This window comes from Candidatus Margulisiibacteriota bacterium (assembly GCA_018822365.1).
In the GTDB taxonomy this organism is placed as follows: Bacteria; Margulisbacteria; WOR-1; order O2-12-FULL-45-9; family XYB2-FULL-48-7; genus XYB2-FULL-45-9.
Map to the genome: position 1 here is coordinate 19759 of JAHJKL010000012.1, position 12482 is coordinate 32240.

A 12482-nucleotide genomic window follows, 5' to 3' on the forward strand; every position below is an offset into this window, starting at 1 on the left:
GAGTGTCAAGGACCTCACCCACCGTCCCGATGTCTATCGGGACGGTCCCCCCTCTCCATCTTCGATGGAGAGGGCCGGGCAAGTGGGGATTACACAAACTTTTCGAAGACCAGGTTGGCCAGATAAAGCCCTTGCTTCGTTAGTTTGTAGTTGCCTTGATCTTCTTTTAAAAGACCGTCATTAATCAGTTCCGCGACCTCTTTTTCAAAGCCATGGAACTTTTCGGCGGGAAGCCCTTCAAGCAAGCGGAGCCCCATGAAAAGGGTTTCGCCTTGATCCCCAATTATCTTATCGGGCTCGGTCTTTGTTCCTTTAAGATACGTTTCCAGACAATTTGGATTGGCCCATCGCTTTCCGTTCAAATGCGTGTGAGCTCCGGCCCCAAAGCCCAGCCAATTTCCCATTTGCCAATAGTTGATATTGTGGCGGCACTCTTTCCCGGGTTTGGAAAAATTAGAGATCTCGTAATGCTGGTAACCGGTCAGCCATAAGCAGTCTATCGCGTATTCGTACATAGCAAGTTCGATTTCTTCCGTCGGCAGTTGTAGGTTGTTGGTTGTTTGTTGTTGGTGAAAAGGGGTCCCCTCTTCGATCTGCAGGTTGTAAATAGAGAGGTGGTCCGGCCGCATGGCGATCGCTTGCTGGATATCCTTTTTCCATTCATTTAAATATTGATCCGGCAGGGCAAAGATCAGGTCGAGATTGATATTGTCAAAACCGGCGGCGCGGGCGTCGTCGTAAAAAACTTCAGCTGTTTTAGAATCATGGATGCGGCCAAGGGTTTTCAAGTGACGGTCGTGAAACGATTGGACGCCGATAGAGAGCCGGTTGATGCCAAGCGAGCGGAGCTCTTTTAGTTTGGCCCGGTCGGCAGTGCCGGGATTGGCCTCGACCGATATCTCGGAATGACCAATGTCCAATGACAAATGACAAATTAATGTCGAAATTATTTTATCGAAATGGTTAGGATCAAGAAGAGTTGGTGTTCCTCCGCCGAAAAAAACTGTTTTTACTCCCTTGGTGCCTTGATGCCTTTGTCCCTCTATTTCTTTTACCAAAGCCTCAACATAGTCGTTGATCAGCTCTTCTTTGCCGGCGTAGGAGACAAAATCACAGTAGTTGCACTTCTGTTTGCAAAAAGGAAGATGAATGTAAAGAGCAGAGGGGGACATTAAGTGCCGATACGGAGGACGGCCAAAAACGCTTCCTGGGGGAGATCGACCCGGCCAACCCGTTTCATCCTCTTTTTTCCTTCCTTCTGCTTTTCCAGGAGCTTTCGTTTGCGGGTAATGTCGCCGCCGTAACATTTGGCCAGGACATTTTTTCCCATGGCGGAGATGTTTTCTCTTGCAATTACCTTGGCGCCGATCGAGGCCTGGATCGGGATCTGGAATTGGTGGCGGGGAATGACCTCTTTGAGCTTTTCGACCAGTTTCTTCCCTTTGTAGTAGGCTTTTTCCCGGTGGACGATGATCGACAAGGCATCGACCGGTTCTCCGTTGAGGAGGATATCCAGCTTAACCAGGTCGGAGACTTTATAGCCGATCAATTCGTAATCCATGGAAGCGTAGCCGCGGGTGACCGATTTGAGCTGGTCGTGAAACTCGGAGATAATTTCGGAGAGGGGCATTTCAAAGGTCAGCATGACCCGCTTGGGATCAAGATATTCCATATTGATAAAGGTCGCCCGCTTGTCGATCGCCAGGTCCATGACCGAACCGACATAGTCGGATGGGGTGAAGATCGTCAGTTTGAGATAAGGCTCTTCAACCGATTCGATCTCGCCGACCGGCGGCATCAGCGATGGATTGTCGACGTACCGGGGCTCTTTGTTTAACAGATTGACCTTGTAGACAACGTTGGGAGCGGTGGCGATGATATTAAGATTGAATTCCCTCTCCAGCCGCTCCTGGATGATCTCCAGATGGAGTAGGCCCAGGAATCCGCAGCGCAGGCCATAGCCAAGGGCGGCGGAGGTTTCCGGTTCAAAAAAGAGGGCGGCGTCGTTGAGCTGGAGCTTGCCGACCGCGTCTTTGAGATTTTCATAATCTTCGCCGGCCAGCGGATAAAAACCGCAAAAGACCATCGGCTTGATCTGCACGTAACCGGGGAGCATGTGGGGGGCAGGATTCACCGCGTTAGTGATGGTGTCGCCGACCCGGCATTCTTTGACATCTTTAATGTTCGCGACAATATAACCGACTTCTCCGGCGCTTAATTCTTTCAGGGGGACCAGGCCAAGTTTTAAGGTCCCGACTTCCTGGACCTCGAATTCCCCGCCGGCCCCCATCATAGCGATCTTTTGGCCCTGCCTGAGGCTCCCGTTGACGATCCTGATATAGGCAATAACCCCGCGGAAGGAGTCGTAGTGCGAATCAAAGATCAGCGCCTGCAGGGGGGCGTTTTGGTCGCCGGTTGGAGGGGGGACCCGCTCAATGACCGCGTCAAGAATATCGCTGATGCCGATCCCTTCCTTGGCGGAAGCGAGGATCACTTCGTCCCGGCTGATGGCAAAAATATTCTCGATCTCTTCTATGATCTTGTCCGGTTCCGCCGCCGGGAGGTCGATCTTATTGATGACCGGAATGATCTTGAGCTTGGCTTGCGTGGCCAGGTTGGCGTTCGCCAGGGTCTGGGCTTCGATCCCCTGGGAAGCGTCGATCAGCAGGAGCGCCCCTTCGCAGGCGGCAAGCGAGCGTGAGACCTCATAGGAAAAATCAACATGCCCTGGCGTGTCGATCAAATTAATGATATACCCTTTATAGTTCATCCGAATCGCCTGGGCCTTGATAGTGATCCCGCGTTCCCGCTCCAGGTCCATGGAATCAAGGATCTGGGCTTTCATGTCCCGTTTGTGGATCGTGCCGGTGAACTCGAGCAAACGGTCGGCCAGGGTCGACTTGCCGTGGTCGATGTGGGCGATTATTGAGAAGTTACGGATCTTTGAGAGCATAAGTCATTTTATCACAACCCCGAACTCATGACAAAAAGCGAACAATTTATGGTGTTGACATTAAAAATAATAAAAGAGATAATAACTTGTAAAGAAATGGCAAATAATAAATTAAAATACTCAGCCCGTTTTGCCCTGTTTTTGCTTACTGCTTATTGTTTAGTCCTTCCCGTTTCTGCCGCTCTTGACTTGAGCGAGATCGGGGTCGGCGCCCGGCCGCTGGGGATGGGGAAAGCCTACTTTGCGACAGCCGATGATACCTGCGCCATTTTTACCAATCCGGCCGGACTTGGGCTTAATGATCGTTTAAGCTACACCAGTATGAGCGGAGTCATGCTTAATGATGCCAACTACCTGATGCTGGGGATCAGTGACAGCTTTTTGATCGGCAAATTTGGGATCGGCTATGTTAACGCCGGAGTAGGGGCCATTCCGCTGACCCGGCTGGTAGGATCCGGCCCAACCCTGGAAGTCCAGCGCTACGATCAAACCGATTATTCTTCCAGCATGATCCTTTTCTCCTACGGAACCAAATTAAGCCGGTTGCTGCGGAACAACGCGGGGAGTGGGATCAGCGTGGGGGGGACTTTAAAGTATTTCTTCCAGGGCTTTAACGGCGGCGGCGACGCGATGAAAGACGCCAATGGTTATGGAATGGACATGGACCTTGGGCTTTTATGGGACGTCAATAAATGGGCGACGGCCGGCCTGACTTTCCAGAACATGCTACCGGTTAATTTGGGAGGGAAATTTGTCTGGAAAGAGCGGAGCGGTCACCCGGAAGTGGTTGAGGGGATCCCGATGGTTACCCATCTGGCCGGGCGGTTCAATTTGCTTGGTCCGTCCGGACTCCAGCAGCTTAACGAACAAAAACTGGACATGTCACTGGAATATGAACAGAACAATAATAAGAATTGGCCGGCGGTCTACCATATTGGTTTCGAATACTGGCCCCTTCAGATGCTGGCGATCAGGACAGGAATTGATCAAAAACCGAAGGCAACAGAAGCGGGTACGGGGGTTGACAGCAACTTTACGTTCGGCGTCGGGACGGTTTGGGAAGGGTTTACTTTTGATTACGCCTACCACCAGTTTGGCGAACTTTCGGAGAACACTTCGCATTTCTTCTCGTTCGGTTATTGCGGAGTAGAAAAGATCTGGGAGAAGGGGAAACGAAAATTGGAAGAAAGACGCAATCCGATCATCCCCGCTCCGGAGATCGTCCCCAAGCCGTCGCTGGAAGCGTTTTCCGATGTTCCTGAAGGTTTCTGGGCCAGGAAGCCGATCCAGTACCTGGCGACCCTGGGGATATTTCCGGGCGACGCTGACAAGAAGTTCCGCCCGGAAAAAGAGATGACCCGCGGAGAGATGGCGGTCCTGTTGATCAAAGCAAAAGGGTTTACCGTTAACAAAGATTTTAAGAATAAATTTTCCGATGTTCTGATGCAGTCGTACGAAGCGCCATATATCGCCATGGCGGTGGAGCGGAAATATATCAGCGGGTTCCCTGACGGGACCTTCCAACCCAAAAAGCGGCTGACCCGGGCCGAGACCGCGGCGATCATGGCCAGGTTTGCCGGGTTATTCGTCAAACCCAAACTTGAAACCAAGCCTTTCCCGGATGTTCCGGTCAACCATTGGGCGGCGCCGTCGATCGGGGCCGACCGGCTGGCCGGGTTCTTCGAATATTTAAGCGGCAAGAACTTCCTGCCGAACGGTTTTATTACTCGCGCCGAAGCAGCGGAGATAATTTCCAAAACTCCGTTTGCCAAACAGCAGATCGAAGAGCTGATCTCCGGCAACAAATTCGATTAAACCTCGGTAAAAACCCAAGTTTCCACTCTAAATTATCTATGATATTATGTACGTGTTAATGGAGGGATGGCCGAGCGGTTGATGGCGGTAGTCTTGAAAACTACTATGCGCGTAAGCGTATCGGAGGTTCGAATCCTCCTCCCTCCGCCATAATAAACTACCCAACTAAAATCGATTAAGGTATAATGATTTCAGCGCGGAGGAGTACCCAAGTGGCTCAAGGGGGCGGTTTGCTAAACCGTTAGTGGGAGCAATCCCAGCGTGGGTTCAAATCCCACCTCCTCCGTAGTTTAATATTATGAACGTAAAAGAACTCCTCGTTGAACTTAAAAAACAAGCTAACCCCAGAAATGCCGCCGGGATGGCCCGCTTTGGGATAAATCCAAAAAACGCTCTTGGTATTAGTATTCCTGTCTTGCGCGGGCTGGCTAAAAAGATCGGAAAAGACCATCAGCTAGCCGAACAATTATGGCAGAGCGGTATCCACGAGGCGCGTCTTTTGGCCGGGTTTATTGACGACTACCGGCAGGTCACTGTTAAACAAATGGAAAGCTGGGTTAAAGATTTTGATTCCTGGGACATCTGCGACCAGGTTTGTTCCAATCTTTTTGATAAAACTCCGGTGGGGTATAAGAAAGCTGTTGAGTGGGCGGTTAGAAAAGAAGAATTTGTCAGGAGGGCCGGGTTCGTGATGATGGCTTGCCTGGCGGTCCACGACAAAACAGCTCCGGACGAGAAATTCATCCGATTTTTCCCGCTGATCAAAAAGTATTCGACCGATGAGCGCAACTTTGTGAAAAAAGCGGTCAACTGGGCGCTTAGGCAGATCGGGAAAAGAAATAAAGAACTGTGTTATCTGGCGCTGGAACTGGGGGAAGAGATTGTTAAAATTGATTCACCGTCAGCCAAATGGATCGCCAGGGACGCCATCCGCGAACTAAAAAGCCGTAACTTTTAGATCTTTTCCCCGCACTCCGGACAAAATTTGCTTCCCGGCGCCAGGGTTGCTTCGCATTTAGGGCAAGCGGTCAATTGAAGGTTTTCGCCGCAACTTGGACAGAACTTGGCATTGGAAGCGAGCGGCGCTTCGCATTTGGGGCAGGTGGCGCGAATGTTCCTGCGCCAGTATTCGGTTCCCAGCTTTTTATCTTCTTCGGCCATAGCGGCATGGGCCCAGACCTCTTCGACCGACTTGCTTGCCTGGGCGGCGGCCATTTCGACCCCCAGATCGGGGGCGCATTGTTTACAGAGCCCTTTTTTCTCGTTCCAGCACGATTTGCGGCAGACCCAGGTGGAACAACGGGGACACTGGATAAAGCTTGGTTTGATCTCGTTGATCGCCTTGGCGAAGGCGCCGTCATGCGCCTGTTTCCAGGCGGCGGAGCGGACCTGTTCGCCGATCGCCGCGGCCCGGTTGAAGACACCGCCAAAGATACTGCTGGCCGCCTGCAGCGCGCTGGCGACGTTCCCGGGGGCCCAGCTTTCAAAGTTGGTCCGGTAGCCGGTGCCGCAGCGGTTGCAGGTAAATTCAAATTGGAATCCCCGGTCGGTGCTGGTATCCTCATAATTTTTAACGAATTCAATAACATTGCTCATACCAATAATTATAGCATGATAGATAGAAAAACAGAGCGATTGACAAAGGGTTGGGCGATAGCGTATAATGTGCATATGCACAATATGGTCAATCAGGCGGCGTGTTTGCTGTGACGCCAAGACAGAGAAAGGGGCGGCTTTGCCAGCCTTTTATCGGTGATACCATCTACAAGCCAAGAGCAGTCCCATTGGCTAATTTAGAAATTGTTGAATTGGGTCAGGATGAGATCGAAGCGATGAGATTGTGCGATAGGGAAGATTTGGAGCAGGAAGAGGCGGCCAGGAGAATGAACATTTCAAGGGGGACGGTCCAGCGGCTCCTGTATTCCGGCCGGAAAAAAGTTATCGACGCGATCACCCGAGCCAAAGCATTACAAATTGAGGGGGGAGATCATATCCTCCCTTTAAACAAAGGTTTTCGGTGTCGCCGAAGGCACCAGGGAGGTGAATAAACATGCCAGGTAGAGATGGAACAGGCCCATGGGGACGAGGATCGGGAACCGGTCGGGGTCGGGGTGTTTGCGTGCCGAGTGGCAAGGGAGGTTGTTTTGCGGGCCGGGGAGGGCTTTTTGGGATGGGAAGGAACGCCCGCTATTTGTTCAGCAGTGTCAATGATGAAGCGTCGGAGCTAAAGACAGAGCTGGAGATGATCAACGCGCGCTTAGCGGAGATTGAAAAGGAGAAAAAATAATATGAAGGTCGGAATTGTATTGGAAGATGAACAAGGCCTTAAAGGTGATGTCTGTCCCCATTTTGGACAATGCAAGTATTTTTTTCTGGTTGATATAGACAAGGAAAACAAGAAGATCATAAACACCTGCATTGTGCCCAATGCCGCGCAGCATGGCGGAGGGGGCTGTGTCGCCGTTGATGAGATACTTAAACATAAAGTGACCCATGTTATCGCCGGGGGGATGGGGATGGGAGCCCAGCAGAAATTTGCCGGCGCCGGCGTAGAGGTGTTTGGTTTCTCCGGTAATGTTGAGGCGGCGCTTGATGAATTTATGAATAACACCTTGGGCGGCTTATCGGCTTGCCGTGAGCATGGCGCGCACGGGGAGTGTCATTGAGGAGGCTTATCCATGAAAATATGCGTAACGGCAAACGGGGATAATCTTGACGCGGCGGTTGATCAGCGATTTGGGCGATCTCCTTACTTTATAGTGGTTGATCCGGAAAGTTTAGGGTTTAAAGCGATTGCTAATCCGAATGTCGAAGCTTCCGGCGGTGCCGGGATACAGTCTGCCCAGCTTATAGCGAGCGAGGGAGCGGCGGTGGTGGCGACCGGAAATGTTGGGCCGAACGCGTATCAAACGCTCTCTGCCTTGAAGGTTAAAGTTTTGACAGGAGTGACCGGCACCGTAAACCAGGCGATCGCTGATTTTAAAGCCGGAAAGCTAAAGGAACAGACGGGGCCGTCGGTCTCGGGCCATTTTGGCCAGGGAGAGTCTCAATGAGCGAACCTCCTTCGGTTTCCAGCCTGACTTTTGCGGCAGAAGTGTTACAGAGCGCCCAGCCGGTTTTGGTGGATTTCTGGGCCCCGTGGTGCGGTCCGTGCAAAATGATGCTCCCGCTCCTGGAAAAAACTGCCGAGAAATATAAGGGGAAAATGAAAGTCGTAAAATTGAACACCGAAGAGAATAAAGAGATCGCCGATCAACACCAAGTTATGAGCATTCCCTCCATGATCATGTTCGCTAAAGGGGAAGAAGTTGGCCGGATCGCCGGCGTCATGGACGAGAACAGGTTGCACGCGGAGATCGGAGATCTTTTGGAAATGGCAGGATAGATCGAGCAAGCCAGAGGCCTGGAAATAAGTATTTATTTAATGAAAGGATCGTAATGACCGTATGTGCCAATACTGCGCCGGAACAGGGGTCTGCGTTTTATTTGGTTCGGCTGACGGCGTTGCCGTGGGAAAAAATCTGTGATCATTGCTATTGCCTCGGGTAAAGGTGGGACCGGAAAAACTCTTGTCGCAACTTCCCTGGCATTATCGTTTGATGGCGAGGGTCAATTGCTCGATTGTGACGTTGAGGAACCGAATGCCGCGATTTTTATCAAGCCGGAAACAGAGAAAACCATTAAGGCTTCCGTGCCGGTCCCGGTAGTTGACGAGAGCAAATGCGATTATTGCGGCCGTTGCTCCGAGGTTTGCGAATACAACGCTATCGTAGTCGCCAAAAGCAAAGTCCTGGTCTTTCCCGCCATGTGCCACAGCTGCGGCGCCTGTACTCTCCTTTGCCCGCGAGGGGCGTTAACCGAGCAACCTCGCGAGATCGGCCGGATTGAAACCGGTCGTAAGGGGGGGCTCCGGTTTGTTCCGGGCTGTCTTAATGTCGGAGAAGCAATGTCTCCTCCATTGATCAGGCAAGTCAAAAAGCTGCTCGATCCCGGTCAAACGGCGATCATTGACTCGCCGCCGGGGACATCGTGCCCGGTCATTACCGCTATAAAGGGGAGCGACTTTTGCCTGCTGGTGACCGAACCGACCCCCTTTGGCTTAAATGACCTGGTTTTAGCGGTTGAGACGGTCCGTAAACTAAAGATCCCTTTTGGCGTAGTTATTAACCGCTCCGATCTGGGAGACAATAAAACCGAAGCATATTGCGCGGCTGAAAATATCCCTGTGTTATTGAGGGTCCCTTTCCAAAAAGAGATCGCGAGGGGATATTCGACCGGGAAACCGCTTATTGAGATATTGCCCGAGTACAAAAATAAATTTCGGCGGGTCCTTGAAGAAATAAGTCTGATCGTTAAAAGGAGCGCGAACAAACATGAGGGCTAAAAAAGCGGTCGAACTCGTGGAAAACATCTTGGGGCTGGAATGAAACAAATAGTTGTCATCAGCGGCAAGGGGGGGACCGGCAAAACAGTAGTGACCGGTTCGCTGGCGGCCCTGGCCCAAAATAAAGTTATGGTCGACTGCGATGTGGACGCGGCTGACCTTCACCTTTTGTTGCATCCGGAAATTAAAGAACGTCATGAGTTTAAAATCGGGCAAACAGCGGTTATTGATCGGCAGCTTTGCGTGAAATGCGGGCAATGTCTTGAACTTTGCAGGTTTGAAGCGATAAGACCCGATTATACGGTCGAGTCGTTTTCTTGCGAGGGCTGTGCCCTATGCCATTACATTTGTCCTGCCAGAGCGATCCGGATGGCGGAAAATATCGCTGGCGAATGGTTTGTGTCGGTCACCAAATACGGACCTTTTGTGCATGCCAAGCTGGGGATTGCCGAAGAAAATTCCGGCAAGCTGGTGGCGAAGATCAGGCAGGTTGCCCGTGATATAGCCAAACGCGATCGACTGGATTTTATCATAATAGACGGACCGCCCGGGATCGGCTGTCCGTTGATCGCTTCTTTGACCGGGGTCGATCGCGCGCTGATCGTGACCGAACCGACCCTCTCTGGCCTTCATGACGCGCAAAGGGTCATGGAAGTGGCGCGGCATTTTAGCGTCCCGGTCAGAATGGTGATCAATAAATATGATCTCAATCCCGAAATGACAGACCAAATAGATGGTTATTGCCGGGATTATGGGGTGCCGGTGATCGGCAGGATCGCTTTTAACAGGATGATCGTTGAGTCAATGGTCGCGGGGAAAACGATTATTGAACAGGCTTCCTCGCCTCTTATAAAAGAGCTAACTGAAATTTGGGAACAATTGGAAGAATAGTGATAATTATTTTCCGATACGCCGGAGCCAGCCTTCCGGCAAGGGGGAACCAGCTCGCTGATGCCTGGTGTACAAGGCGGCGGAGACCAGCGCGGTGGCCGGGATGCATAATACTAAGCCGATGCTTCCGGCCAGCGCCCTGGCAATCTCTTCAGCGACCAGTTCCATGTTAACTACCTTGGCGAACGGCATATTGCCGGCGATAAAAAGGAGGAGAAGAGGAAGGGCGGAACCGGTATAGGCAAGGATCAGAGTGTTGGACATGGTTCCCATAATGTCGCGGCCAACGTTCATCCCAGCGTTGAATAAATTGGTAAAAGTCGCGTTTGGATGATGTTTTCTGACTTCCTCGGTTGCCGAAGCGATCGACATGCCGACGTCCATCATTGCCCCAAGCGCCCCGATCAATATCCCGCTGAACAGCAGCCCCTGAAAATCGATCTTCAGGTTCAGGGAATACATCAGCATTTTTGATTCTTCGGAACTTAAGCCGGAAAGGTGGATTATTTTTCCGACCAGAATAACCAGGAGGCCGGCGATCGCGACCCCGATCAGCGTTCCCACAGCCGCGCTTAAGGCTTTAACCGTCCTTCCTCCTACGATCCTAAGCACCAGGAGCGAAATTATCCCGGAAATTACGATAGAGACTAATAGCGGGTTGAATCCCCAAAGAATTAAAGGAAAAAGAACGAAAAATATGGTTAAAATTGTCAGGGCCAAGCTTATCAATGAGTTGAACCCTTTTTTCCCGCCGATAATCAAAAGCAATATCCCGTATGAGAGGGTCAGCCATAACAAAGGGGTGTCCCTTAAATAATCGTCAATTTGAACCAGCGGAGCGCCGTCAGGGCTTTCGGCTTTGGTGGGGTTTTCTTCCACGTAAAGCAGTACCCGGTCACCGGCGGTGAGCCGCATATTTGCGCCCATCATCCCACCTGAAGCGATGTGTTCGAGAAAGAGGGTCTTCCCTTTTAGCCTTCCTGACTGAACAAGCACTTTAGTTCTCTGGGATGTCTCTTGGAGCGCCGCGTCCACCGTTTTGTTGAGGTTGAGCTTTTCCGCTTCAATAACTTTAGCCCGTTCATAGTTGACCCGGGGGAGTTCGTTTGACAGTTCTGCCCGGCCGATGCCGGCCAGCAATAACAAGAAGCAAACAGCGATCAACATTGTCTTTTTCATATCAATATTCCCAAAAATAATCTTAACATGATTGGTCTGGACCTAGCAATATATTTGAAACGCTTGAAAAAAAGCGATAAAATATTGAAGTGAAAGTTTATGGGTGAGAAGGTCCTGGTCTTAAACGCTTCGTTGATGCCTATCAATATTACTTCCTGGCGGCGGGCGATGAGCCTGATCTACAAAGGGAAGGCGGTAGGAGTTGTCTATAATGGCAAGGTGATCAACGGCCGCTTCCGCCTTCCCGAAGTAATCCGCCTGACCAATTATATATTTGTTCCGTTCACCGACGTTGTCTTTTCCCGAAAGAACATTTATTTGAGGGACAACCACACCTGCCAGTATTGCGGCAAAAAACATGTTACTCTGACGATCGATCATGTAGTGCCCAAAAGCCGGGGAGGGCGTGACGCCTGGGACAACGTGGTGGTTTGCTGTTCGGTCTGCAATAACCGAAAAGGGGACCGCCATTACGAGGAAGTGGGGATGAAACTGAAGACCAAACCTTACCGCCCGTCGTCGACCCTCTATTTACAAATGACCAGGCTGTCAAATTCACCGGCCAGCTGGTTTAGCTATTTTTTCCGTGAGCCGGAGCCTATTCGTAATTTAGCGGCAGGTTGAGACGCTTCTTCATGGCGATATTATATTCGTCGATCCTGGCCTGGGCGTAAGCCGGGCTGATGTAGTGCGATGGGGGGCCGTTGAAGGCATCAATGAAGAAGCCGACGACCATGCCGAGCGCGCCGCCGGTCACAACTTTTGACTCCGCTCCGAAAGCTGCCCCGCCAAGCATGACGGTTAAGCCTGTCCCAATGAAGATGTTGCCGATAAAGCGCATTTTGTTTTTCTGGTCTTCGATCCCCTGTACCCGGTCAAGCTCCCGGGTGTCGCCGATCAATCTGAGAAATTCCAGGTCGGTGATCTCGCTGATCCCTCCAAGATAGATATACCATTCGTTGATCTCTTTAACCTCCGCCTTGGAGAAGCCCTGCTGGGTGATATTGGTGTTCCTGGTGGTGTAATTGTCGGCGTAGTAAGTGGAAGAGGTGATATCGACGTCGTTATAGTTCCGTTTTTCGTCGATCAGCCGCTTACGAGTTAAAAGCTCGAGCTTATTATGCCGGTAATAGAGCTTGTTGATGTAATCCTGGTCAGCCTGCTGGCTGGTTTCCTGCGCGACGGCGAGCGAAGCGGCAAAGAGGACCAGCAAAGAACCGATAATTAGTTTTTTCATAATAGATATATTATAGAATATAA

The 12482-nt window shown here is 51.1% G+C and carries 15 protein-coding genes and 2 tRNA genes; 12 read left to right on the forward strand and 5 right to left on the reverse strand.

The genetic code is table 11. The features are described from left to right. Positions 1–89 precede the first annotated feature (89 nt). Together hemW and lepA are read right to left on the reverse strand one after the other, a co-directional pair. Entirely contained in the window at positions 90–1172 is a 1083-nt protein-coding gene (gene hemW, locus KKF06_00785) for a radical SAM family heme chaperone HemW (GenBank protein ID MBU1616303.1), read from the reverse strand. Continuing rightward, entirely contained in the window at positions 1172–2953 is a 1782-nt protein-coding gene (gene lepA, locus KKF06_00790) for a translation elongation factor 4 (protein MBU1616304.1), read from the reverse strand. The genes hemW and lepA overlap by 1 nt, the downstream gene beginning before the upstream one ends. Before the next feature lie 96 nt (positions 2954–3049). On the opposite strand from lepA, the gene KKF06_00795 reads away from it, so the two are divergent. From KKF06_00795 to KKF06_00810, 4 genes are all read left to right on the forward strand, one after another. Further along, positions 3050–4768, forward strand: coding sequence for an S-layer homology domain-containing protein (locus KKF06_00795; GenBank protein MBU1616305.1), 1719 nt, complete (start codon positions 3050–3052; stop codon positions 4766–4768). A 60-nt stretch (positions 4769–4828) separates the two neighbouring features. Further along, a tRNA-Ser gene (locus KKF06_00800) sits at positions 4829–4918 on the forward strand. A 48-nt stretch (positions 4919–4966) separates the two neighbouring features. Continuing rightward, positions 4967–5054 (forward strand) — tRNA-Ser (locus KKF06_00805). A 12-nt stretch (positions 5055–5066) separates the two neighbouring features. After that, positions 5067–5726, forward strand: a complete 660-nt coding sequence (locus tag KKF06_00810) for a DNA alkylation repair protein (protein ID MBU1616306.1) — start codon at positions 5067–5069, stop codon at positions 5724–5726. On the opposite strand, the gene KKF06_00815 is transcribed toward KKF06_00810, so the two are convergent. Continuing rightward, positions 5723–6364, reverse strand: coding sequence for a zinc ribbon domain-containing protein (locus tag KKF06_00815; protein MBU1616307.1), 642 nt, complete (start codon positions 6362–6364; stop codon positions 5723–5725). The genes KKF06_00810 and KKF06_00815 overlap by 4 nt on opposite strands. Positions 6365–6474: 110 nt before the next feature. Between KKF06_00815 and KKF06_00820 the strand changes: the two genes are divergently transcribed. The 7 genes from KKF06_00820 (at position 6475) to KKF06_00850 (ending at position 10043) form a co-directional block, all read left to right on the forward strand. Next, complete coding sequence (locus KKF06_00820) at positions 6475–6816, forward strand: DUF134 domain-containing protein (protein ID MBU1616308.1); 342 nt, start codon at positions 6475–6477, stop codon at positions 6814–6816. Positions 6817–6818: 2 nt separating this feature from the next. Beyond that, positions 6819–7055 (forward strand): DUF5320 family protein, encoded by a 237-nt coding sequence (locus KKF06_00825; protein ID MBU1616309.1) that lies wholly within the window; start codon positions 6819–6821, stop codon positions 7053–7055. 1 nt (position 7056) lies between these two features. Then, positions 7057–7434 (forward strand): NifB/NifX family molybdenum-iron cluster-binding protein, encoded by a 378-nt coding sequence (locus KKF06_00830; GenBank protein MBU1616310.1) that lies wholly within the window; start codon positions 7057–7059, stop codon positions 7432–7434. 12 nt (positions 7435–7446) lie between these two features. Continuing rightward, positions 7447–7821 (forward strand): NifB/NifX family molybdenum-iron cluster-binding protein, encoded by a 375-nt coding sequence (locus KKF06_00835; protein MBU1616311.1) that lies wholly within the window; start codon positions 7447–7449, stop codon positions 7819–7821. Continuing rightward, positions 7818–8153, forward strand: a complete 336-nt coding sequence (gene trxA / locus KKF06_00840; protein ID MBU1616312.1) for a thioredoxin — start codon at positions 7818–7820, stop codon at positions 8151–8153. The genes KKF06_00835 and trxA overlap by 4 nt, the downstream gene beginning before the upstream one ends. A gap of 138 nt (positions 8154–8291) precedes the next feature. Next, positions 8292–9152 (forward strand): ATP-binding protein, encoded by an 861-nt coding sequence (locus KKF06_00845; GenBank protein MBU1616313.1) that lies wholly within the window; start codon positions 8292–8294, stop codon positions 9150–9152. Between the two features lie 39 nt (positions 9153–9191). After that, entirely contained in the window at positions 9192–10043 is an 852-nt protein-coding gene (locus KKF06_00850; GenBank protein ID MBU1616314.1) for an ATP-binding protein, read from the forward strand. Positions 10044–10049: 6 nt separating this feature from the next. Here the strand turns inward: KKF06_00850 and KKF06_00855 are convergent, their stop codons facing one another. After that, complete coding sequence (locus tag KKF06_00855) at positions 10050–11222, reverse strand: YibE/F family protein (GenBank protein ID MBU1616315.1); 1173 nt, start codon at positions 11220–11222, stop codon at positions 10050–10052. 99 nt (positions 11223–11321) lie between these two features. Between KKF06_00855 and KKF06_00860 the strand changes: the two genes are divergently transcribed. Further along, complete coding sequence (locus KKF06_00860) at positions 11322–11846, forward strand: HNH endonuclease (protein ID MBU1616316.1); 525 nt, start codon at positions 11322–11324, stop codon at positions 11844–11846. Here KKF06_00860 and KKF06_00865 read toward each other — a convergent pair. Beyond that, a partial coding sequence (locus KKF06_00865; GenBank protein ID MBU1616317.1) for a hypothetical protein occupies positions 11821–12482 on the reverse strand: 662 nt, incomplete at its 5' end. The genes KKF06_00860 and KKF06_00865 overlap by 26 nt on opposite strands.

What these genes read in the sequence shown, in the direction of transcription:
- KKF06_00795 (MBU1616305.1), top strand. Translation starts at nt 3,050, where the DNA reads ATGGCAAATAATAAATTAAAATACTCAGCCCGTTTTGCCCTGTTTTTG.
- KKF06_00855 (MBU1616315.1), bottom strand. Translation starts at nt 11,222, where the DNA reads ATGAAAAAGACAATGTTGATCGCTGTTTGCTTCTTGTTATTGCTGGCC.
- KKF06_00860 (MBU1616316.1), top strand. Translation starts at nt 11,322, where the DNA reads ATGGGTGAGAAGGTCCTGGTCTTAAACGCTTCGTTGATGCCTATCAAT.
- KKF06_00810 (MBU1616306.1), top strand. Translation starts at nt 5,067, where the DNA reads ATGAACGTAAAAGAACTCCTCGTTGAACTTAAAAAACAAGCTAACCCC.
- lepA (MBU1616304.1), bottom strand. Translation starts at nt 2,953, where the DNA reads ATGCTCTCAAAGATCCGTAACTTCTCAATAATCGCCCACATCGACCAC.
- KKF06_00850 (MBU1616314.1), top strand. Translation starts at nt 9,192, where the DNA reads ATGAAACAAATAGTTGTCATCAGCGGCAAGGGGGGGACCGGCAAAACA.
- KKF06_00830 (MBU1616310.1), top strand. Translation starts at nt 7,057, where the DNA reads ATGAAGGTCGGAATTGTATTGGAAGATGAACAAGGCCTTAAAGGTGAT.
- KKF06_00825 (MBU1616309.1), top strand. Translation starts at nt 6,819, where the DNA reads ATGCCAGGTAGAGATGGAACAGGCCCATGGGGACGAGGATCGGGAACC.
- KKF06_00815 (MBU1616307.1), bottom strand. Translation starts at nt 6,364, where the DNA reads ATGAGCAATGTTATTGAATTCGTTAAAAATTATGAGGATACCAGCACC.
- trxA (MBU1616312.1), top strand. Translation starts at nt 7,818, where the DNA reads ATGAGCGAACCTCCTTCGGTTTCCAGCCTGACTTTTGCGGCAGAAGTG.
- KKF06_00835 (MBU1616311.1), top strand. Translation starts at nt 7,447, where the DNA reads ATGAAAATATGCGTAACGGCAAACGGGGATAATCTTGACGCGGCGGTT.
- hemW (MBU1616303.1), bottom strand. Translation starts at nt 1,172, where the DNA reads ATGTCCCCCTCTGCTCTTTACATTCATCTTCCTTTTTGCAAACAGAAG.